Origin of the sequence: Clostridium tyrobutyricum (assembly GCF_019144085.1) — a bacterium.
In the GTDB taxonomy this organism is placed as follows: domain Bacteria; phylum Bacillota; class Clostridia; order Clostridiales; family Clostridiaceae; genus Clostridium_B; species Clostridium_B tyrobutyricum_A.
Genome location: NZ_JAHHUY010000027.1, coordinates 15,374 through 37,717 on the forward strand (window position 1 = coordinate 15,374; position 22,344 = coordinate 37,717).

At 29.8% G+C, this 22,344-nt stretch carries 20 protein-coding genes; 18 read left to right on the forward strand and 2 right to left on the reverse strand.

The features are described from left to right. Positions 1 to 10 precede the first annotated feature (10 nt). Positions 11 to 1,228, reverse strand: a complete 1,218-nt coding sequence (locus KM800_RS11555) for a D-alanyl-D-alanine carboxypeptidase family protein (RefSeq protein ID WP_217813216.1) — start codon at positions 1,226 to 1,228, stop codon at positions 11 to 13. Between the two features lie 206 nt (positions 1,229 to 1,434). Between KM800_RS11555 and KM800_RS11560 the strand changes: the two genes are divergently transcribed. From KM800_RS11560 to holA, 4 genes are all read left to right on the forward strand, one after another. Next, the gene (locus tag KM800_RS11560; protein WP_217813217.1) at positions 1,435 to 2,091 is read left to right on the forward strand and encodes a helix-hairpin-helix domain-containing protein; all 657 of its coding nucleotides are present in this window, start codon (positions 1,435 to 1,437) and stop codon (positions 2,089 to 2,091) included. Between the two features lie 120 nt (positions 2,092 to 2,211). Then, on the forward strand, positions 2,212 to 4,812 hold the full coding sequence (locus KM800_RS11565; protein WP_217813218.1) for a cation-translocating P-type ATPase: 2,601 nt from the start codon (positions 2,212 to 2,214) through the stop codon (positions 4,810 to 4,812). 56 nt (positions 4,813 to 4,868) lie between these two features. Continuing rightward, complete coding sequence (locus KM800_RS11570) at positions 4,869 to 6,665, forward strand: ComEC/Rec2 family competence protein (RefSeq protein ID WP_217813219.1); 1,797 nt, start codon at positions 4,869 to 4,871, stop codon at positions 6,663 to 6,665. Between the two features lie 4 nt (positions 6,666 to 6,669). Continuing rightward, entirely contained in the window at positions 6,670 to 7,713 is a 1,044-nt protein-coding gene (gene holA / locus KM800_RS11575; protein WP_217813220.1) for a DNA polymerase III subunit delta, read from the forward strand. A gap of 30 nt (positions 7,714 to 7,743) precedes the next feature. Here holA and rpsT read toward each other — a convergent pair whose 3' ends face one another. Continuing rightward, complete coding sequence (gene rpsT / locus KM800_RS11580; RefSeq protein WP_217813221.1) at positions 7,744 to 8,010, reverse strand: 30S ribosomal protein S20; 267 nt, start codon at positions 8,008 to 8,010, stop codon at positions 7,744 to 7,746. Positions 8,011 to 8,214: 204 nt separating this feature from the next. On the opposite strand from rpsT, the gene gpr reads away from it, so the two are divergent. From gpr to KM800_RS11650, 14 genes are all read left to right on the forward strand, one after another. Continuing rightward, positions 8,215 to 9,201: a GPR endopeptidase gene (gpr, locus tag KM800_RS11585; RefSeq protein ID WP_217813222.1), complete on the forward strand. Its 987-nt coding sequence runs from the start codon at positions 8,215 to 8,217 to the stop codon at positions 9,199 to 9,201. A 101-nt stretch (positions 9,202 to 9,302) separates the two neighbouring features. Then, on the forward strand, positions 9,303 to 9,626 hold the full coding sequence (locus tag KM800_RS11590) for a hypothetical protein (RefSeq protein ID WP_217813223.1): 324 nt from the start codon (positions 9,303 to 9,305) through the stop codon (positions 9,624 to 9,626). A 127-nt stretch (positions 9,627 to 9,753) separates the two neighbouring features. Beyond that, complete coding sequence (gene lepA / locus KM800_RS11595) at positions 9,754 to 11,562, forward strand: translation elongation factor 4 (protein WP_217813224.1); 1,809 nt, start codon at positions 9,754 to 9,756, stop codon at positions 11,560 to 11,562. Between the two features lie 2 nt (positions 11,563 to 11,564). Then, the gene (gene hemW / locus KM800_RS11600) at positions 11,565 to 12,704 is read left to right on the forward strand and encodes a radical SAM family heme chaperone HemW (protein ID WP_217813225.1); all 1,140 of its coding nucleotides are present in this window, start codon (positions 11,565 to 11,567) and stop codon (positions 12,702 to 12,704) included. A gap of 188 nt (positions 12,705 to 12,892) precedes the next feature. Beyond that, entirely contained in the window at positions 12,893 to 13,933 is a 1,041-nt protein-coding gene (gene hrcA / locus KM800_RS11605) for a heat-inducible transcriptional repressor HrcA (RefSeq protein WP_217813226.1), read from the forward strand. Between the two features lie 39 nt (positions 13,934 to 13,972). Further along, on the forward strand, positions 13,973 to 14,623 hold the full coding sequence (gene grpE, locus KM800_RS11610) for a nucleotide exchange factor GrpE (RefSeq protein ID WP_217813227.1): 651 nt from the start codon (positions 13,973 to 13,975) through the stop codon (positions 14,621 to 14,623). Positions 14,624 to 14,684: 61 nt separating this feature from the next. Then, a complete protein-coding gene (gene dnaK / locus KM800_RS11615; RefSeq protein WP_217813228.1) occupies positions 14,685 to 16,538 on the forward strand; it encodes a molecular chaperone DnaK in 1,854 nt (617 codons plus the stop codon). 115 nt (positions 16,539 to 16,653) lie between these two features. Then, positions 16,654 to 17,814 (forward strand): molecular chaperone DnaJ, encoded by a 1,161-nt coding sequence (gene dnaJ / locus KM800_RS11620; RefSeq protein WP_217813229.1) that lies wholly within the window; start codon positions 16,654 to 16,656, stop codon positions 17,812 to 17,814. Positions 17,815 to 17,837: 23 nt separating this feature from the next. Beyond that, on the forward strand, positions 17,838 to 18,782 hold the full coding sequence (prmA, locus tag KM800_RS11625) for a 50S ribosomal protein L11 methyltransferase (RefSeq protein WP_217813230.1): 945 nt from the start codon (positions 17,838 to 17,840) through the stop codon (positions 18,780 to 18,782). A 23-nt stretch (positions 18,783 to 18,805) separates the two neighbouring features. After that, the gene (locus KM800_RS11630) at positions 18,806 to 19,558 is read left to right on the forward strand and encodes a 16S rRNA (uracil(1498)-N(3))-methyltransferase (protein WP_217813231.1); all 753 of its coding nucleotides are present in this window, start codon (positions 18,806 to 18,808) and stop codon (positions 19,556 to 19,558) included. 2 nt (positions 19,559 to 19,560) lie between these two features. Next, a complete protein-coding gene (gene mtaB / locus KM800_RS11635; RefSeq protein WP_217813232.1) occupies positions 19,561 to 20,916 on the forward strand; it encodes a tRNA (N(6)-L-threonylcarbamoyladenosine(37)-C(2))-methylthiotransferase MtaB in 1,356 nt (451 codons plus the stop codon). Positions 20,917 to 21,016: 100 nt separating this feature from the next. Further along, positions 21,017 to 21,361 carry a histidine triad nucleotide-binding protein gene (locus KM800_RS11640; protein ID WP_217813233.1) on the forward strand — a complete coding sequence of 115 codons (345 nt, stop codon included), beginning with the start codon at positions 21,017 to 21,019 and terminating at the stop codon, positions 21,359 to 21,361. 122 nt (positions 21,362 to 21,483) lie between these two features. Next, positions 21,484 to 21,660, forward strand: a complete 177-nt coding sequence (gene rpsU, locus KM800_RS11645) for a 30S ribosomal protein S21 (protein WP_007061146.1) — start codon at positions 21,484 to 21,486, stop codon at positions 21,658 to 21,660. Positions 21,661 to 21,690: 30 nt separating this feature from the next. Further along, complete coding sequence (locus KM800_RS11650; protein ID WP_217813234.1) at positions 21,691 to 22,137, forward strand: GatB/YqeY domain-containing protein; 447 nt, start codon at positions 21,691 to 21,693, stop codon at positions 22,135 to 22,137. Positions 22,138 to 22,344: the final 207 nt, after the last annotated feature.

Sequence of the window (22,344 nt, forward strand, 5' to 3'; positions counted from 1 at the left end):
ATCTTTTTAATTATGTTCTCTTCTTCATTAAAAATATAGTTCCACCTACAAATATAATAGCCATTCCTATGATAGAATAAATTATATTTATATTTAATGTCTTATCTAATTTTTCGCTTAATAAATTTTTAGATTCATGGGTTATTCCACTTGCAAGCTTAATAGTTCCAATGTTTTTTCCGTTTAGCAATACATCGGCATTTTCTATAAAATCGCCTTTATTAAAGGATTTTAAATTTAAATTGGTATTTTTTAAAACAACTTTAGGGCTTGATGTTGCATCTACTGGCTTTGTATAGTAAAAATCAGATTCAGCTTTTAATGGTACGAATAGTTTACCATTTTTATATGTTGTTACTAGATCTCCTTTGGAATATAATTTTTCAAGTTCGAAATTATTGAATCCATAGTTAAATAAAGCTATTGAATCAGGAAAGAATGTTTTATTCTTGTCATGGACTAAAGATACAATCAATTTGTGATCTCCTCTTACGGCTGACGCTACATAAGAATGAAGGGATTGAATTGTATAACCTGTTTTACCACCAATTGCTCCTTCATAATAATAATGAGATGTTTTCTGAACTAATCTATTTTCATTCCAAACAGTTCTTGAAGCTTTTGATTTATTGGTTGGTTTAATTGTATATGAAAGCGTAGTGGCTATTTTTGAATATTCAGGATTTGCAGATAATTTTTCCATTATAAGAGCAAGATCTTTTGCAGATGTCTTATGATCTTTGTTAAATAAACCACTTGGATTTACAAAGTGAGTATGATTTGCACCTAATTCTAAAGCACGGTCATTCATCATATCTACAAATTTGCTCATTGATCCATTACCTACGTACTCTGCTAGAGTCTCTGCACAATCATTATCAGAAGCAAGTAGTAATCCATATAATAAGTCTCTTACCGTTAATTTTTCACCTTCAATTAATCCAACTCTAGTTCCATCAACATTAGGCGGATTTTTACCAACTGTTACTTCACTGTTTAAATCTGTGTTTTCAAATACCAGAAGTGCAGTCATTATTTTAGTAGTAGAAGCTGGCGGATATGCGGAATCAGGATTTTTTGAATACAGAATTTCACCAGTTGTAGCATCCAATAAAATCGCACTGTCTGCTGAAACTGAAGGAGGCTTTGGTGAAGCATAAACTTTATATTGGGTGCTATAACTAACAAGCAATAATAGTAATATTGTTAATGTAATTAATTTTTTCATGTTTCCTCCTAAAATAGTCAAATAAATTTAAAATTTAGATTTATATTGATTATTTATTAAGTCTTATTTATAATATTATACCAAAAAAATATAATATATGCTAAATAATTTTAAATAATTGTCAATAATATAAATAATTAGTACAATTATACATTGTAAATCAAAGTAATAAATAATGCAACATTATATTATAAGGGAGGTAAATTATGAATATAATTTACAAAATCAATAGATTTATTGCTAAATGCAATGAGAGCAATTATAAAAAGAAAATAATTGGATCATGTATAATTTTAATACTATTTATTATTTTCTTAATTGTAGGATATACTAACTCAAAATCTGCTAATGTGTCAAATAATGAGGGTATATTTAAACAAGAAGAGGTTAAAAATCAAAAAACTCAAGATAATAAAAATTATGGTACTATAACTGTATATATAAATGGTCAAGTTAAAAATGCTGGGGTGTATGAACTTAAGAATGATAGCAGAGTGGAAGATTTGGTTAAAATATCAGGGGGTTTCAAAGATAATGCTGATACATACAGCTTAAATTTGGCAAAGAAGCTAAAGGATGAGGATTATATACATGTAGATGAAATAAAAAAAGATAGTGACGGTGAAAAGAATTCTAATAAAGATGAAAAATCCGGCTTAAATGATAATGGAACAGTAAATATAAATAAGGCATCAAAGGAAGAATTAAAGAGTATACCTGGAGTGGGAGATGTAACGGCAGAAAATATAATAGAATATAGAGAACAAAATGGAGACTTTTCTTCTATAGAGGATATAAAAAATGTAAATAGAATAGGAGATAAAACATTTGAAAAGTTGAAAGATAAAATTGATGTAAGATGAGAAAATCATTAGTAAAATATTTATAAAGTATTATAATTAATTTATAAAGTTGCAATAATTGAATACGATATTTAATAAGTAATGTATTATTGTGTCCTTTTTATATGGGAGGTAAATTATATGGTTGAATGGTATGGTCAATCTTGGAGTCAAATTATAAAAAAATTAGACAGTAATAGTTATTATGGACTCTATGAGGAACAAATTGAACCTCATAGAAAAAAATATGGTAAAAATGAAATATTGATTCCGGAAACTAAAAGCTTTTTTTCTCTCATTATAATCCAATTAAAAGAGCCGTGGGTTTTATATCTTCTGCTATCTATAGCATTGTCTATATATTTTAAATTATTTTGGGAAATAATTGTAATTATAGCTATATTTTTGGGAAATATAATATGTATAGCCTTACAACAATATAAAGATCAGAAAGATATCAAGGAACTAAAGAAAATGAATATGGGAAATGCAAGGATTATAAGATCAGGAAGAACAATTAGAATTCCTTTAGAAGAACTTGTAGTAGGAGATATAGTAATAATTGCTTCAGGGGAGTCTGTACCTGCCGACATAAGAATAATTGAAGCAAATGATCTAAAGGTAAATGAATGTTCTGTTACAGGAGAGAAAGTTTTATCTGACAAATATTCACCTAAAATAGAAGATAAGGAGATATCTTTGTCAGATATGAAGAATATTCTTTTCAAGTCTTCAATAGTTGCTGACGGGGATGCTACTGGAGTTGTAATAGCTGTTGGTATGAAAACACAAATAGCTGATATAGTAAGATCTTTTTTAGAACAGAAGCAAAATAAAAATTTTTTTAAATCTATTACAAGCAGTATATTAAATATGTACATAAGATTTTTATTTATAGGAATTTTTATTTCTAATTTTTTAACATATAATTGGAATAAAAATATTTATCAGCTGATAAAACAGTTTGCCATTGTTTCAGTTAGTTCATTTCCTATAGGCTTTGTTATAATAATATATCTTATAAATAATATATTTTTAAAGAATATTGAAAAAAGCAATAATGTAAATTTTAAAGATTTGTCCAGTATTGAAAAATTTTCGAAAGTAACTGTCATATGTGCAGATAAAGTAGGTGGATTTTCAAAAAAAAGGATGGATTTAAGCAAGGTATATGGAAATGATGGATTTATTGATATTGATGGAGAAACACTTAAGGAAGATGGTGTTAGTGAAAATTTATATAGAATGTTGGATATAGGCCTTTTATGTAATGATACACAATTGGTCAATGGAGAAATTGAAAATTCAAAAGATGATTTAACTGAAATAGCCCTTGTCAAATTTGCACAGCAAAACGGAATTTATAAAAGGAAGATTGAAAGAGACCATAGAAGAATATTTCAGATTTCATTTGATACTGATAGGCGAATTATGACTTCTGTCAATAAAATGGACAAGAACTATAGAGCGAGTGTAAAGGGAGCGGTTGATTCAATATTGGACAGATGTACTCATATAATGAAAAATGGAGTTGAGCTTGAAATAACTGAAGATGATATAAATGATATACGTACTGCAGATATAAGTATGTCTAATGATTCACTAAATGTAGTAGGATTTGCATATAGAAATTTTAATTATGAACCAAGTCTTAAAGAGAATATAGAGAGTAATCTTGTATTTGTAGGACTGATAGGATTTGACAATAAATTAAAAGATTTTGCAGAAGATTATGTAAAGAAGTCTGATGAATTATCTATAAATCCAATTATAATTACGGAAGATAGTAAGTTGACTGCGTTTGCAGTAGGTAAGAAACTTGGTATTGTATCAAGACTTCAACAGATAATATCTGGAGTTGAAATAGACAATATGGATGAAGAAGAGTTTAATCGTGTAGGAGAAAAAATAAATATATTTTCAAGAATTAGTTCAAAAAATAAAGTAGAAATTATTAAGGCATTAAAAAATTATGGATATACTACAGCTATAACAGGTTGGAAATTAACTGATGTTCCAGCACTTAAAATATCTGATATAGGGATAACTAACAGCGGAAGCAATATCGTAAAAAGATTAAGTGATGTATTTATTAAAGATATTGATTTTATGAATCTTTTGAAATTAATAGAAAGCTGTAGAAAGATAATGTCTGAAATGAGAAAAATTTTGACTTATTTGGCTAGTTGTAGTTTTGGTATAGTTGCTTTTTTAATTATAAATACAATTTTGGGGACTATGAAAATAAATACGGATTTATTTTTAAAGTCTTCTGTATTCAATATTTTCACTATGATTTTATCAACATTGGCACTTATGTACCAACATGATGAAGAAAGCTCAGAATATATAAGTTATTCTATAAATAAAGATATCATAAAGAGTAAAATTCCTTTTATATGTTCAAGGGGAGCTCTTATGGCTGTGTCGGCAATTATATCTTTTAAAATTTCTGAATTTCTAGGAAGCAAATTTTCATTGCAGGTTCCATTTCTAGTTTTGAATTTTTGTGCTGTATTTTTTGTGTATAGTTTTTCGAATAATACTTTATTTAAAAATAAATTACCTAATATTATAGTAGGTATAAATTTTATATTTCAAATATGCATAATTTTATTATGGACAAAATTTAATATAATGTTTGAGAGTTTGTATTGGATAATTGTATTTGTATTTGCAGCTATTTGGTTTGCATTGAGTTTAGTGAATAAATTTGATAAAAAAGACTATTATATGGAATAGCCTATGTTTATATATTAATTATTTGGTCAATACTTATAGTCAAAGAGGTGTGGCCAATGAAAAGACCATTGATATTTTATGCTATTTCTACAGCAGTAGGTTGCTTATGTGCCATGGAAATTTTAGAAAATTCCATTATCATATGTTCAACTATTGCTGTATTGTTTTTTATAATATATTTTACTACATTAGATAGGAAATTTTTTATTATAAATGCTGTTTTTTTCTCTTTGGCGGCCTTTAGTTTTTTGAATTATTTTAATTTTAATCCTGGATCCCATATAGATAGAATCAAATTATTGAACAAAAAGAATTATTATTTTATAGGAAGTATAAATGGTAGAAAGATAATAATAAATGGAAATATAGATAAATTAACAGAAGGATCAAGTATAGAAGCGTATGGGTCTTTTAAAAAAGATATAAATTTTACAAGAGGTATTATAGGAAATTATAAATTAAATAAATATAAATTATTGAAAAAAGATATAATGTACTATTCTTATTCATATAAAGAACTCATACATAATAAATTTAAAGATATAATTGGTGAGGACAGAACGGCTCTTATAATGGGTATATGTTATGGAGACGTCCAATATCTTACTCAAGATCAAAATCAGGAATTTCAAAAACTGGGAGTTATACATGCTGTTAGTGTATCAGGTTTCCATATGGCAATTATATATCAAGCTATAGAAGGAATATTTGGATTTAATATAGCTGTTCTATTTTCAATAATCTATGTGTTTTTTACGGGTATGTCTGCCGCTACCATGAGATCTTTTATAATGATTCTCATATATAAATTAGCCAAAATATTTTTTAAAGAATACGATGGATTATCCTCTCTAAGTTTATCTGCAATTATACTAATTATGGCAAAACCATATTATATAGTAGATATAGGATTTGGATTATCGTTTTTAGCAACTTTAGGTATACTCGTGTATTATAAAAAACTTTCAAGAATTCTATACATGATACCTAAAAAATTAAATGAAAGCATAAGTTTAACATTATCATCTCAAGTATTTTCACTTCCGTATGTTGCGTTTACAATTCAAAATTTCAGTTATGGATTTATACTGGGAAATCTATTTTTGCTACCAATGTATTCTATACTTGTAGTACTAGGAAATATAGCACTTGTTGTTTCTTTTTTCAAACCCATATTTAACATAATTGCAAAGTTGATCAATGTAGTACTTGCGGCATCAGAAGGTGGAAGTTCAATAGTACTTAAATTAACTCCGGAAATAGTGTATTTAAATTATGAACAAGGTATTATAATGTTACTGATTTATATTAGTTTTAAACTGTATAAAAGTGGATACAAGAAAGTAAAATATCTTCCTGCAGCACTTTTCATATTTATTGTACTTCAAAATTATAGTATTATAACCAAGGTGACTTTTCTAAATTTTCAAAGTGGTGAAGCTGTTATATTGATCAGCAGAAATCAAAAAATTATGATATGTAATTATGATTCCTATAATGGTAAATGGATAGTCAATATAAAAAAATATATGAATATAGATAAGATTATAACTAATCCAAGGGAAAATTATAAATATACATTGAATAAAAATAGCTTTTTAAGTGTAAATTCAAGCCGAGAAAGTAATAGTCTTATAATTAAATTTCACATAAATAATAAAGAAAAATTCAGTTTTATATTAAATGGAGAAAGAGAATATAAAGTTTCAAAAGCCAATGAAAATTCATTAATTTGTATACCAAAAGTAAAAACTAATAATTTGTCTAAATATGAAGATCCTCTAGATAAAAGTATTACATATGGTATAATATTTAACAGATTGATTCCAATTAAAATGAGTGAAAAAAGGTGATAATATGATAGACTTATTTACGTTTAAGGAAGATTTAAAAAAAAAGGATTTTAAGAACTGCTACATATTTTGTGGATTGGATGAAAATATTATTCAGGAATGTGTAAAGCTTATAGTAGATAGAACTATTAATCCTAATTTTTTAGAGTTAAATTATATAAAGTTTGATGGAAATTCAATGGATAGTTTTCAGCCTGTTATAAATGCTTGTCAGACGCTTCCATTTATGAACGATAAAAAAGTGGTGCTTGTATATAGAGCTGCTTTTATTGGCAGCAATTTGCAAAATAAGAGCAAGCTGTCTGAAGAAAAAGAATTTAATTATATACATAATTATATAAAGAAAATTCCAGAACACTGTATACTTATAATGTACGATGTTTTTAAAAGTAAAAGGGATAAGATAAGTAAGAGAATATATAAGTTCGACAAAGATGCCTGTGTGGTCAGAATAGATAAATTAAAGGGTAGGCAACTTGAAAATAGAGTGGAGCAGATATTCAATGAAAAAAACAAAGAAATAAAAAAATTTGAGTTAAGATTATTTTGCAGTGTTATGGAAGATAATAATTTTAGTGTAATAAAAAATGAGGTGGAAAAACTCTGCTGTTATACTTATGGAAGAGAGATAACCAAAGATGATATAAAAAAATTATTTTTAAAAACAAGTGATGACGATATATTTGATCTTGTAAATCCAATATCGAATAAAAAGATAAAAGAGTCATTGATTGTTTTAGATGAACTTATATATAAGGGAGTAAATATAAATTATATTTTGACTATGATAGAGAGACAGTTTAATCTTCTATTTAAGATGAAAAAGGCTATTGAAGACAAAAAGGATAAAAAATATATAATGAATATGCTTAGAATGAGATCGGACTATGCTTACAGTATAATGATGAGCCAAAGCAAAAAATTCACATTAAAACAACTCAAACATGCTATAGATCTTTGTATAAATTCAGAACAAAAAATTAAAAGTTCTACAGTAGATCAGAAAACTGAAATAGAACTTCTAATAATAAATACAATTGCAGGATAAATAAATAACCGGTAGATACCGGTTTATTTATTAAGCAGATAAATTATCCAATCTTGCTGCCAATCTAGATTTTTTTCTTGCTGCTTTGTTTTTATGTATGATACCTTTTGATACAGCCTTATCTAAAGATCTAGCAGATGCAAGATAAGCAACTTTAGCTTCTTCCGCATTATTATTTTCAACAGCAGTTAAAAACTTCTTTATAGTAGTTTTTAATGAAGATCTTATGATCTTGTTTCTAAGAGTCTTAGTTTCTATAACTTTGATTCTCTTTTTTGCTGATTTAATATTTGCCATGTAATTCACCCCCTTATAATTTTATAAAGTCCTATTAGCTCTGGGGAATACTAATAAACTTCGTATATTTAACAAATGCTATTATAGCATTAAAAATAACTTCATTCAAGTATAAATTTTAAGTGCAAACAAAATATGAATAAACATTAAGAAAAAACAAACAATATTATCATAAATAGAATTTTTATATTTGGAGTGATTAATTTGTTAAATACGAGAACAGATCTAGCTTTGGAGGCAAAGGAAATATATGAAAATGAAAGTGGAAAAGATATAGCTGGAGTTAAGATAAATGAAAGTTTAAAAGATAATATAAAGATAACCAATGTGAAAGTAACTGAAGATATAGGCGAAAAGATGATGGGTAAGCCAAAGGGATCATACATAACTATTGATATTCCCAAACTTGCACACTATGATGGAGAATTGAGAGATACATTGAGCAAAGTTATGGGAGATGAATTAAAAAAAATAATTAATTCTATTGGAAATGATTTAAACAACAGTATGACTGCATTGGTTGTAGGACTTGGAAATTGGAATATAACTCCTGATTCTTTGGGACCCAAGGTTATATCCAGGTTAATGGTTACAAGGCATTTGAAACAGTTGATACCAGATAAGATAGATGAGAGAATAAGACCGGTTTGTGCAGTTGCACCAGGAGTACTTGGACTTACAGGTATCGAAAGCAGTGAGATTATAAAGGGAATTGTAGATAAGATTAAACCAAATATAATAATATGTATAGATGCATTGGCTTCCAGAAAAATGGATAGAGTCAATTCCACCATACAAATAAGCAATACTGGAATATCTCCTGGATCGGGAGTTGCAAACAGAAGAATGGAATTGAGTATAAAGACTCTAGGAATACCTGTAATTGCAATAGGCGTACCTACAGTGGTAGATGCTGCTACAATGGCCAATGATACTATAGATTGTGTGGTAAATGAGTTAATATCCAAATCCAAAACTGGCGGTGAATTTTACAGTATGCTGAAGTCAATGGATATGGAAGAGAAGAGAAAGTTAATACTTGAAATTTTAAACAACTCTGAAAATATAATGGTAACACCTAAAGATGTTGATGTTGTAATAGAGTCAGTATCCAAAATACTTGCATCCGGAATAAATATGGCTCTTCAACCGGAACTCAATTTGGAAGAGATAAATACTTTTTTAGAATAAATACTAAATGACAAGTGAATAAAATTTGTAAATAAGTCCATCCTTAATAATAGAAAATAGTAGAAATTTTAAAATATTTCTTATTGTGAGGGTGGTTTTTTATGAGAAGGAGAGCATTTAAATCTGTAACTATATTTTGTATAATATTGGTTGCTTTAGGAATAATCATTGTAAATAATAGTATGCCTAAATTTATTAAAGATAAGTCTGATTTTAGTATAGATTGTAATTTGAATCCATTTAACTTTACTATTAATACTAAAAATTATTCCATAGATTTTGGAAGATGGAATTTGTATAATTTTAAAAATATTTCATTTCAATTTACTGAAAATGTTTGTAAGGGAGTAAAGGATAAAACAGATGATGTAGTTGATGGAATGGATAAAACATTTAGACAAATCAAATCAAATATAGTACATTGATTAATTCTCTTTTAACTGAATATTTCTTATGTTATAATTTAGTATAGTTATTATAGATTTTTAAACATGAAAGATTTGCAGAAAGTGCAAATCTTTTAAATTGTCTATTGGTTATGGAGGAGAATATATGCAGAGCGAAAGGCAAAAATATATAAGAAATTTTTCTATAGTTGCTCACATAGATCATGGTAAATCTACCCTTGCAGATAGGTTGATCGAAAAGACTGGTACTCTTACTGAAAGGGAAATGGATTCCCAAGTACTTGATAATATGGACCTTGAAAGAGAAAGAGGCATAACTATAAAATCACAGGCTGTAAGGTTGGTGTACAAAAAATCAGAAGATGAAGAGTATATATTGAATCTTATAGATACTCCCGGACATGTAGATTTTAACTATGAAGTTTCTAGAAGTCTAGCTGCTTGTGAGGGGGCTATACTGGTTGTAGATGCTACACAGGGTATACAGGCACAGACACTTGCAAATTGCTATCTGGCACTGGATCATGATCTGGAAATTGTTCCTGTAATAAATAAAATAGATCTTCCAAGTGCAAGACCTGATGAAATAAAAAAAGAGATAGAAGATGTTATTGGAATAGAGGCACAGGATGCACCTCTTGTTTCTGCAAAAACAGGACTTAATATAGAAGATGTTCTAGAAGCTGTAGTAGAAAAGATACCGGCTCCTGAGGGAGACGAAAATGCTCCACTTAAAGCTCTTATATTTGACTCGAACTATGATAGTTATAGGGGAGTTGTTTGTCATATAAGAGTAAAGGATGGTTCTATAAAACCTGGGATGCAGATAAAATTGATGGCTACAGACAAATCATATGAAGTAATTGAGACAGGGATATTTGCTCCAAATTTTTTGCCCAATGATGGTTTGAAGGCAGGCGAAGTAGGATATTTTACGGCTTCTATAAAGAATGTAAGAGATGCTAGAGTTGGAGATACTGTTACTGAAGCAAAGAGAATGGCGAAAGAAGCTCTTGAAGGTTATAGACCTGCCGTACCTATGGTATTTAGTGGTATATATCCTGTAGATGGAGCAAAATATGGAGAATTAAAAGAAGCTCTTGAAAAACTTCAGGTAAATGACGCAGCACTTTCTTTTGAACCGGAAACATCTATAGCACTTGGATTCGGTTTTAGATGTGGCTTCCTTGGACTTTTACATATGGATGTAATTCAGGAAAGAATAGAGCGAGAATTTAATCTGGATATTATAATTACAGCTCCTTCAGTTATATATAAAATCATGAAAACAGATGGAAACATAGTAGAACTTACCAATCCTACCAATATGCCGGAATTAACTGAAATAAAGTATATGGAGGAGCCTGTAGTAAGAGCTTCTATAATAACACCTTCAGATTATGTAGGCGCTGTAATGAAGCTGGCACAGAGCAGAAGAGGGACTTTTAATGATATGCAGTATATTGAAACTACAAGAGTCTCTCTCAATTATGATATACCACTCAATGAGATAATATATGATTTTTTTGATGCATTGAAATCAAGAACCAGAGGCTATGCTTCCTTTGATTATGAGTTAAAAGGATATAGTGCAGCTAAATTGGTTAAATTGGATGTACTTTTAAACAGCGAAATAGTAGATGCACTTTCTATGATAGTACCAGAAGAAAGGGCTTATGAAAGAGGAAGGCATATAGCTGAAAAATTGAAGGATATAATACCAAGGCAATTATTTGAAATACCTATTCAGGCGGCTGTTGGAGGAAAGATAATAGCAAGAGAGACGGTTAAGGCTATGAGGAAAGATGTTTTGGCAAAATGTTATGGAGGAGATATATCCAGAAAGAAGAAATTACTTGAAAAGCAAAAAGAAGGAAAGAAGAGAATGAGGCAGGTAGGATCGGTGGAAATACCTCAAGAGGCATTTATGACAATTTTAAAGACAGAGGATTAATTATGAATAGTTTAAAAAATAATCTTTCATTGTATATACACATTCCGTTTTGTGTCAGCAAATGTCTGTATTGTGATTTTAATTCTTATAGTGGTATGGAAAATTTAATGATTAAGTATGGTAAAGCCCTTCAAAATGATATAAATAGTGCTGGATATGATAAAATAGGAACAGTGTTTATAGGAGGGGGGACTCCTACTTATCTACCTTTGGATGTATGGAAAAATATATATGATTCAATTTTAAAATTGAATTTAGTAAGTGATATAGAGTTTACAGTTGAGGGAAATCCAGGAACTTTTTCAGAGGAAAAATTAAGTTTTTTGAAGCATATGGGAGTTAATAGATTGAGTATTGGACTACAATCATGGCAGAATGAAATTCTTAAAAGCTTGGGCAGAATACATACTCTAGATCAATTTTTAGAAAGTTACAAACTTGCTAGAAAATTAAAATTTTCAAATATAAACATAGATATTATGTTTGGACTTCCTAATCAATCAATGCTGGATTGGCAGGAGACTTTAAAAAATGTGATTCAATTAAATCCGGAGCATGTATCGTGTTACAGTCTTATAATAGAAAAAAATACAGCATTTTACAACATGTATAGAGCAGGAAGCCTAGATCTTCCACAAGAAGATCTAGAAAGGCAAATGTATGAATTCGCAGTGGATTTTCTTGAGTATAATGGATATGTACAATATGAAATTTCAAATTTTTCAAAGCCTGGTTTTCAATGCAAACATAATTTGAACTATTGGAATTTGGGAGAATACATAGGAGTTGGTGCAGGTGCCCATTCCTATGTTCAAGGATATAGGTATAAAAAAATTGAGCATATAAGAGAATATATAGAGGAATCAGATAATAACAATTTTTCAAAACTGGATTTCCATAAAAATTCTATAGAAGATGATATGGAGGAATTCGTGTTTATGGGTCTTAGAAAAAATGAAGGAATATCCATACTCGATTTTAAATCAAGATTTCATAAGGATATATATTCCATATATAAAACTGAAATAGATAAGCATATAAAATATGGTACTCTAATTGGAAATGGTGATAGATTATATTTAAGTAAAAGGGGAATACAAGTATCTAATAGCGTGATGTGTGACTTCATTTTAACTGTGTAAATAAGTTGCATAGATATTAAAAGAAAAATTGAGTATTATTGATTATTATAAATTTAAACTCCAAATATTTTAGAATTTTATTGAATAATTAATATTGCATGAAGTTGACAAAGAAAATCATGAGTGATATTTTTTAATCATAGCAATTAGCACTCAACATTAACGAGTGCTAATAAAGAGGTGATTATATGGAAATGGATCCCAGAAAGATAAAAATACTACAGGCAATAATAGATTCTTATATAAATACAGCAGAGCCTGTAGGATCCAGAACCATTGCCAAAAAGTATAATATGGGCATAAGTTCGGCTACAATAAGAAATGAAATGGCTGATCTAGAGGACATGGGATATTTGGAGCAATTACACAGTTCTTCAGGAAGGAAACCATCAAATAAGGGATATAGGCTTTATGTTGATAAATTGATGGAAATACCTAATCTCAGTGAAAAAGAACTATATATAATAAAAAAACAGATTTTAAACAGTGCCCTTTTTGAAGTGGATAAAATAATAAAACAGGCCACTTTGCTTTTAGCACAACTTACTAAACTTACATGTATAGTTAGAACACCATCTGTAAGCAAGAGTTATATAAAACATCTTCAGCTTGTGAATATAGAATCTAACAGCAATATACTTTTGGTACTTGTTACAGATAGTGGAGTAATAAAAAACAATGTAATAAGAGTTGGAAAAAGTGTGTCTGATACAGTATTGAATAAATTGAGTATTTTGCTTAGTAATAGATTAAGAGGTTTAAATAGTGAACAGATAAATTTAGAAGTAATAAATAATATAAAGATTGATTTAAGAGGATATGAAGACATATTTAACGCTATAATTCCGGCTTTATACGAAAATTTAAAGAGTGTAGACAACTCTGACATTTATTTACAAGGTACTGTTAATATATTCAACTATCCAGAATATAAAGATATTGCAAAAGCTAGAGAATTTTTATCTATGCTTGACAATAAAGAAAAAGTAAGCGAACTTTTAAATGATCCTTCAAATATTTCAGTTAAAATAGGAAATGAAAACTATATTGAAGGAGCAGAAGATTGCAGCGTTATATCAGCAGTTTATAATTTGGGAGATAGGCCTATAGGAAAAATTGGACTTATAGGACCTACAAGGATGCCATACTCCAAAGTTATATCTGTATTGTCAAATGTAGTTAGGGAATTAAATTATATTCTAACTAATATTTATTTTGACGATGAATGATATTTATTATAAAATATTGGATTGGAGGAAATAACTAGTATGTCTAATAAGAATAACAATACTGAGGAAAATGGAAATTTAAAAAAAGATTTGGATGAAACTGAAGCAACTTCAGAGGGTAAAGTATCAGAAGAATATGAAGAATACAATGAAAAGGAAAGTAATGAAAGGAAAAATAAGGATTCAGACAATGTTGAAGATATTTCAGATGCAAAATCAGTTAAAAATATAAAAAAAGAGAATAGCAAATTAAAAGATGAAAATGAAAAACTTAAAAATGAATTGGATACATTAAAGGATAGGCTAGCTAGAACATCTGCAGAATATGATAATTTTAGAAAAAGGACAGCTAAAGAAAAGGAAAACATCTATACAGAGTCCTGTGAAGATATACTTAAAGATATACTTCCAGTACTTGATAATTTAGAGCGAGCAATTGCAGTAGAGGGAAATAAAGATGATCTTAAAAAAGGCGTAGAGATGACAATGAAGCAATTTAATGATGCACTAAAAAAATTAGATGTAGAAGAAATTCCTGCGGATGGAGAATTTGACCCTCATATGCACAATGCAGTTATGCATATAGAAGATGATAGTTATGACAAGAATTTCATAGCAGAAGTATTTCAGAAAGGATATAAAAGAGGAGATAAAGTATTAAGATACAGCATGGTTAAAGTGGCAAATTGATTCTAATTATATAAATATTTAATAAATTTTGGAGACAGATAAATTTAGGAGGTAATTAACAATGTCAAAAGTAATAGGTATTGATTTAGGTACAACAAATTCTTGTGTAGCAGTTATGGAAGGTGGAGATCCTGTAGTTATAGCCAATTCAGAAGGCGCAAGAACAACTCCATCTGTAGTTTCATTCCAGGCAAATGGGGATAGACTTGTAGGTCAGGTAGCAAAAAGACAATCAATAACAAACCCTGATAAGACAATAATATCAATAAAGAGACAAATGGGAACAGATCATAAAGTAGATATAGATGGAAAAAAATATACTCCACAGGAAATATCAGCAATGATACTTCAGAAGATAAAGGCAGATTCTGAAGCTTATTTAGGGGAAACTGTTAATCAGGCTGTTATAACAGTACCAGCATATTTTAATGACAGTCAGAGACAGGCAACTAAGGATGCAGGTAAAATAGCAGGACTTGAAGTACTTAGAATAATAAATGAGCCAACAGCTGCATCACTTGCTTATGGTGTAGATAAGATGGATACGAACCAGAAGATATTTGTATATGATTTAGGTGGTGGTACATTTGATGTATCAATATTGGAACTTGGAGACGGAGTATTTGAAGTTAAGGCTACAAATGGAGATACCCACTTAGGTGGAGATGACTTCGATGAGAAGATAATTGATTATATAGCAGATACTTTTAAGGCTGAAAATGGAATAGACTTGAGAAATGACAAGATGTGTCTTCAGAGATTGAAAGAAGCTGCTGAAAAGGCAAAAATTGAACTTTCTTCATCCACACAGACAAATATAAACTTGCCATTTATAACAGCAGATGCTACTGGCCCTAAACATATAAATATGGATTTAACTAGAGCAAAGTTTAATGAATTAACTCAAGAATTGGTTCAAAGAACTATAGAACCCATGAAAAAGGCATTAGATGATGCAGGTCTTACAATAAGTGATATAAATAAAATTATATTAGTTGGTGGTTCAACAAGAATACCTGCGGTTCAAGAAGCGGTTAAAAACTTTACTGGTAAGGATCCTTCAAAGGGAGTTAATCCAGATGAATGTGTAGCAGTAGGTGCAGCTATTCAGGCAGGAGTTTTAACAGGAGACGTAAAGGACGTTTTACTTCTTGATGTTACACCACTTACTCTTGGAATCGAAACTTTAGGTGGAGTTGCAACTCCATTAATAACTAGAAATACTACAGTACCAACTAAAAAGAGCCAGGTATTCTCAACAGCAGCAGACGGTCAGACTTCTGTTGAAATACATGTAGTTCAAGGTGAAAGACAGATGGCTGCTGATAATAAGACACTTGGAACATTTACACTTTCAGGTATACCTGCAGCTCAAAGAGGAGTTCCTCAAATAGAAGTTACATTTGATATAGATGCCAATGGTATAGTTAATGTATCTGCTAAAGATAAGGGAACTGGAAAAGAAGCAAATATTACAATTACAGCTTCAACTAATTTAAATGATGCAGAAATAGATAATGCTGTAAAAGATGCAGAAAAGTTTGCAGAACAGGATAAAAAGAGAAAAGAATCCATAGAAGTTAAAAATAATGCGGATCAACTCGTATATCAAACAGAAAAGACATTAAAAGATCTTGGAGATAAAGTATCTCCAGATGATAAGAAATCTATAGAAGATAAATTGGAAACTCTTAAAAAGGTTAAAGATGGAGAAGATTTAGAAGCTATAAAGAAAGCTACTGAAGATTTGACTCAAACATTCTATGGAATTACATCTAAAATATATGGACAGCAGGGTCAGGCAGGTCAGGCTGGACCAAATCCTGGAGCTGGTACTCAAGGTGGAGCTGAAAATACGGAGAAAAAAGATGATAATGTAGTTGATGCTGATTACAAAGTAGATGATGATAAATAGTATTTTCTCTTCACGATTGTATAATAAATGTGTATAATAGTAATAGTTAAGGGATGAGTATTACTCTTCCCTTAATATTTTTAGTATAGTTTTCATTAGGTGGTGAAATATAAAAATGGCAAATAAAGATTATTATGAAGTGTTGGGACTTGAAAAAGGTGCAAGTGATGATGAAATAAAAAAAGCTTTTAGAAAATTAGCTTTAAAATACCACCCAGATAGAAATAAGGGCAATAAAGATGCTGAGGAAAAATTTAAAGAAATAAATGAAGCCTATCAGGTTTTATCAGATCCTCAGAAAAAAGCTCAATATGATCAATTCGGTACAGCTGATTTTAATGGGGCTGGTGGAGCACAGGGAGCTGGCTTTGGAGGATTTGACTTTTCAGATCTTGGTGGTTTTGGAGATATATTTGATTCATTTTTTGGAGGCGGATTTTCTCAAGGTGGAAACAGTAGAGGTAGAAATGCTCCTCAAAAAGGTAGGGATCTTGAATATGCTTTAAGTTTGACATTTGAAGAAGCGGTATTTGGTATTAAAAAAGATGTAAGCTTAAGCAGAAATGAGAATTGTGAGCACTGTCATGGTACAGGAGCAAAAGAAGGAACTAAGCCACATACTTGTGATAAGTGTGGAGGAACCGGTCAAATAAGAGTTCAGAGGAGCACACCTCTTGGAAATTTTGTAACTATGACTACTTGTGATAAATGTGGAGGAAAAGGAACTATAATAAAAGATCCATGCCCACATTGTAAAGGAAAAGGAACAGTAAGAAAACATAGAAAGATACAGGTTAATATTCCAGCTGGAGTTGATACAGGCAATATCATTCCTATGAGAGGACAAGGAGAAGCTGGAGTGAATGGAGGACCAGCAGGAGACCTTTATATAAATATAAGAGTTGCATCCAGTTCTAAATTTAAAAGAGAGGAATTTGACATATATATAGATGCCCATATAAGTTTTGGAAAAGCAGTCTTTGGAACTACAATGAAAGTACCAACAATAGATGGTGAAGTAAAATATGACGTTCCTGCAGGAACTCAGTCCGGAACTGTATTTAGGCTTAGAGGTAAAGGCATAAGCAGGGTAAATGGAAGAGGCAGAGGCGATCAATATGTAAATGTCATAGTAGATGTTCCTAAGAATTTAGATGAAAATCAGAAAGAGACTCTAATTGAATTTATGGAAGCTAGTGGAGAAAATGTAACTCCAGAAAAAGATAAGAATTCTTTTATGAACAAAATAAAGCGTGAATTTAATAAAAGAAAATAATTTCACTTAGAAAGTGGTGTATTATGGACAAAAATTGGATAGAACTTTCCATTGCTACAACTAGCAGTGCGGTAGAGGCTATTTCAGGAATATTATACAATACTGGAGTGCAGGGTATTTCTGTTGAGGATCCGGAAGATATTGAATTTAAAAAAAAGCACCCTGGAGATTGGGACTATTTTGATAATAGTCTTTTAAAACAGAAAGATTATGCAATTATAAGAGCCTATTATAAGGAAAATGAAAATTTTCAGGAAAATCTGAATTATATAAAAGAATCTATAAATAATTTACAAAAATTTGATATAGACAAGGGCAAGGGAACAGTTACAGTAAAAACAGTTAAAGAACAGGATTGGGAAAACAATTGGAAGCAGTATTATAAGCCTACTAAAGTTGGAAGCAAAATAGTAGTAGTTCCAATATGGGAAAATTATAAAACAGCAGATGATGAAATACCAGTATATTTGGATCCTGGAATGGCTTTTGGTACCGGTACTCATGAAACTACTAGAATGTGCATCAATATGTTGGAAAACTATGTAGGTAGCAATTCTGTAGTATTTGATATAGGAACTGGTTCAGGCATACTTTCAATATCATCTGCAAAGCTAAATGCAAAGCAGGTAATAGGAGTTGATTTGGATCCTGTAGCTGTAAAATCAGCCAGGGAGAATGTAACTTACAATAATATTTCAAACATAGAAATACTCCATGGAAATCTTATGGATGTTGTTTCTGGAAAAGCTGATATAATAGTTGCCAATATAATAGCAGATATAATAATACCACTATGTGATACTGTTAAGAAATTTTTGAGTTCCGGAGGAGTTTTTATATCTTCCGGTATATTAAAAGAAAGGGAACAGGAAGTAATAGATAAATTGGAAAAATCTGATTTTATTATTGAAAAGATAGATGAAGATGGAGAATGGTCCTGTATAACTGCAAAATATAACAAAGTATAATTTAATTAAAAAGGTTGTTGTGCATGCACAAATTTTTTGTATCAAAAGAAAATATAATGGAAAATACAGCTTATATTTTGGGAGAAGATGTAAAACATATATATAAAGTGCTTAGACTTAAACCTGGCGATAAAGTGAGTATAAATGATTGCTGTGGTGAAGAGTTTTTAGGATTAATAAAAACTATTGATCGAGAACAGGTTCAGGTGGAAATATTAGAAAAATTGGATCTGGACAATGAAAGTAATATAGATGTATATTTGTTTCAGGGTTTCCCAAAATCAAGCAAAATGGATTTAATAGTTCAAAAAGCTACAGAACTTGGTGTAAAGGAGATAACTCCAATTTTTACTGATAGGGTTGTAGTAAAAAACAAGCAGGGGGAATTAAAAAAGGCAGACAGATGGAATAGAATAGTTAAAGAAGCCTGCAAACAGTGTAAGAGGAGTGTAATACCTAAAGTAAATAATCCCATGGAATTTAAAGATATTCAACAATTATTGAAAAATATAGATCTAATTGTAGTGCCATATGAAAATGAACAAAGTATTGGAATAAAAAATTTAGCACAAAATATGGATAAAAATAAAATTAAGAGTATTGGGATAATAATTGGTCCTGAAGGCGGATTTGCTGAGGAAGAGATAAGCACATTAAAAGATGTTGGAGCTAATATAGTTACTCTTGGACCTAGAATACTGAGAACAGAAACTGCGGGACTTGTATGCACATCACTGATTATGTATGAGTTCGGTGATTTAGGAGGTTCAAATTAGTGATGGATTTAACTTTAAATGAAATTGAATTTTTAAATCAGTATAACCGTAAAAAAACTGTAAGTGCATTAACTTTGGGATGCAGAGTTAATCAATATGAAACAGAAGCCATGATAGAAAAATTTATAAAAGAAGGCTATGATTCCGTAAATTTCGATGAATGTGCAGATGTTTATATTATAAACACATGTACTGTGACAAATATGGGTGATAAGAAATCCAGACAGATGATTCATAGGGCTAGAAAAAAAAATAAAGATGCGGTTATTGCAGTAGTTGGATGTTATTCACAGGTATCACCAAAAGAAGTTTCAAGCATAGAAGGCGTTGAAGTAGTTCTAGGAAGCAGAAACAAGGGTGATATTGTATATTGGATAAATCGCTATATAAATGAGAACAAGAAAATTGTAGAAGTAAATAAAATTTTACAAAACAATATGTTTGAAGATTTAAATATTGATAAATATCAACGTAGAACTAGAGCTTTTTTAAAAATACAGGACGGGTGTAATAGATTTTGTTCATACTGTTTGATTCCATTTGCAAGGGGAGCAGTATGCAGCAAAGAACCATATAAGGTTATAGAAGAAGTAAAAAAACTAGCACACAACAATTTCAAAGAAATAATACTTTCAGGAATACATATAGCTTCTTATGGAACTGATTTAAAAGATGGTTGGAATCTTTTGCGACTTTTACAGGAAATAGATCAAATAGAAGGTATCGAAAGATTTAGAATTGGCTCTATTGATCCTCAATTTTTTACGGAAGAAGTTGTAGAAAATATAAAATACATAAAAAAATTATGTCCTCATTTTCATCTTTCACTGCAAAGTGGGTGTGATGAAACGCTAAAAAGAATGAATAGAAGATATACTACAAGTGAATATGAAAATATTTTGAAACAATTGAGAAGTAATATAAAAGATGTGTCCATAACTACGGACATTATAGTTGGTTTCCCAGGTGAAACAGATGAAGAATTCAATGAAACCTACGAATTTTTAAATAGAATTAAACTTTCAAAAATGCATGTATTCAAGTACAGTCCTAGATCTGGAACAAGAGCTGCATCCATGAAAGATCAAATAGATGGCAATGTAAAAGAAGATAGAAGTTCTAAAATTATAAATTTGGATAAAATATTAGAAGAACAGTTTAGAAATAAATTTTTAGGCAATCATATGAATGTATTATATGAAAAAAAATTTAATGATAGCCAAGATTTATATGAAGGCTATACTCCTAATTATATAAAAATTGTGACTAAATGCCATAAAAATATAGAAGGAAGCATAATGAAAACTAAAATTATAGACAGCGAAAATGGATATTTGACAGGTAAGATATTGGAGTAGCATAAAAGTTTTTAAATTTTAGAAGGATATTTATTATAAGTATTGAATACTATTTGTAAGTAATGTTTATTTGATATCCTGATAATAAGGAGGTGAGCATGTGGAAGATTGTATTTTCTGTAAAATAATAAATGGTGAGATATCTTCACAAAAAATATATGAAGATGAACTTGTATTGAGTTTTAAGGATATAAGTCCAGGAGCACCGGTTCATGTTCTTATAATTCCTAAAAAACATATAGAAAGCATTAATGTTCTCGCAGAAGAAGATTCAAAAATTATTGCCCATATATTTCTAATAGCTAAAGATATTGCAAAAAAATTGGGAATAGATGAGCAAGGTTATAGAATTGTTTCAAATACTGGAGAAGATGGAGGACAGACTGTGCCCCATGTACATTTTCATTTATTAGGAGGAAGGTCATTGAATTGGCCACCAGGCTAAAAAATTCAAATTGTTGACAGTATAAAAACATTTGTTGTATAATAATCTATGTGCTATTTGACCTATGTTAACTGCATTTAATTTTTAAAATTAAATTGAGCTAGCGGAGGGAGGGATATAATATGTCAGAAATAAAAGTTGGAGAAAATGAAACTATTGAAAGTGCATTAAGAAGATTTAAAAGAAAATGCGCTAGAGCTGGTGTTCTTTCAGAAGTAAGAAAGAGAGAACATTATGAAAAACCAAGTGTAAAAAGAAAGAAAAAGTCAGAAGCTGCTAGAAAGAGAAAATTTAAATAGAGTTTCTTTTGGAAGAGGGTTATTGTGTAAATGTCTCTTAAAGAAAGATTACAGGAAGATTGGAAGCAAGCTTTAAAGTCTAAGGACAAATTTAAAGCTGGCACCATAAGTATGGCTAGAGCCGCTGTTTTGTTAGTTGAAAAAACTGATAGAAAGCAGCTTGACGATGAACAAATCATAGGTATTTTAGCAAAGGAAGTCAAGCAAAGGCGTGAAGCTGTACTGGAATTTAAAAAGGGAAATAGACAGGATTTAGTTGATAATGCGGAAAATGAGATAAAGATCTTGTTGAGTTACCTTCCTCAGCAGTTAAATGAAGAAGAGATTTCCGAAATTGTTCATCAAGCAGTTAACGAAGTAGGAGCAAATAGTATAAAAGACATGAAAAAGGTTATGGCAATTGTTGTGCCAAAGACAAAAGGCAGAGCAGATGGTAAGCTTGTAAGCCAAATTGTAAAACAATATTTGAATAAATAAAAGGTTGAGTTTACTCAACCTTTTTTGTTAAGTAAAATCTTATATACATGGGATTTTATTTTTTTGTATAAAAATTTAATTCTTATATATGCACCTTTAAGTAATTTATTTTAACTATAATTCATAAGTTAATAAGAGAATAGGAACTCTCTTTCTTTGCTCAAAGGAGTAAGCGACTACAGCGTCTTATGATAATTATAGTAAAAA

Coding starts and splice junctions, on each gene's coding strand:
- KM800_RS11650 (WP_217813234.1), top strand. CDS start 21,691: ATGTCTCTTAAAGAAAGATTACAGGAAGATTGGAAGCAAGCTTTAAAG.
- KM800_RS11590 (WP_217813223.1), top strand. CDS start 9,303: ATGAGAAGGAGAGCATTTAAATCTGTAACTATATTTTGTATAATATTG.
- rpsT (WP_217813221.1), bottom strand. CDS start 8,010: ATGGCAAATATTAAATCAGCAAAAAAGAGAATCAAAGTTATAGAAACT.
- grpE (WP_217813227.1), top strand. CDS start 13,973: ATGTCTAATAAGAATAACAATACTGAGGAAAATGGAAATTTAAAAAAA.
- rpsU (WP_007061146.1), top strand. CDS start 21,484: ATGTCAGAAATAAAAGTTGGAGAAAATGAAACTATTGAAAGTGCATTA.
- KM800_RS11555 (WP_217813216.1), bottom strand. CDS start 1,228: ATGAAAAAATTAATTACATTAACAATATTACTATTATTGCTTGTTAGT.
- holA (WP_217813220.1), top strand. CDS start 6,670: ATGATAGACTTATTTACGTTTAAGGAAGATTTAAAAAAAAAGGATTTT.
- prmA (WP_217813230.1), top strand. CDS start 17,838: ATGGACAAAAATTGGATAGAACTTTCCATTGCTACAACTAGCAGTGCG.
- KM800_RS11565 (WP_217813218.1), top strand. CDS start 2,212: ATGGTTGAATGGTATGGTCAATCTTGGAGTCAAATTATAAAAAAATTA.
- KM800_RS11560 (WP_217813217.1), top strand. CDS start 1,435: ATGAATATAATTTACAAAATCAATAGATTTATTGCTAAATGCAATGAG.
- hemW (WP_217813225.1), top strand. CDS start 11,565: ATGAATAGTTTAAAAAATAATCTTTCATTGTATATACACATTCCGTTT.
- dnaJ (WP_217813229.1), top strand. CDS start 16,654: ATGGCAAATAAAGATTATTATGAAGTGTTGGGACTTGAAAAAGGTGCA.
- KM800_RS11630 (WP_217813231.1), top strand. CDS start 18,806: ATGCACAAATTTTTTGTATCAAAAGAAAATATAATGGAAAATACAGCT.
- mtaB (WP_217813232.1), top strand. CDS start 19,561: ATGGATTTAACTTTAAATGAAATTGAATTTTTAAATCAGTATAACCGT.
- lepA (WP_217813224.1), top strand. CDS start 9,754: ATGCAGAGCGAAAGGCAAAAATATATAAGAAATTTTTCTATAGTTGCT.
- dnaK (WP_217813228.1), top strand. CDS start 14,685: ATGTCAAAAGTAATAGGTATTGATTTAGGTACAACAAATTCTTGTGTA.
- hrcA (WP_217813226.1), top strand. CDS start 12,893: ATGGAAATGGATCCCAGAAAGATAAAAATACTACAGGCAATAATAGAT.
- KM800_RS11570 (WP_217813219.1), top strand. CDS start 4,869: ATGAAAAGACCATTGATATTTTATGCTATTTCTACAGCAGTAGGTTGC.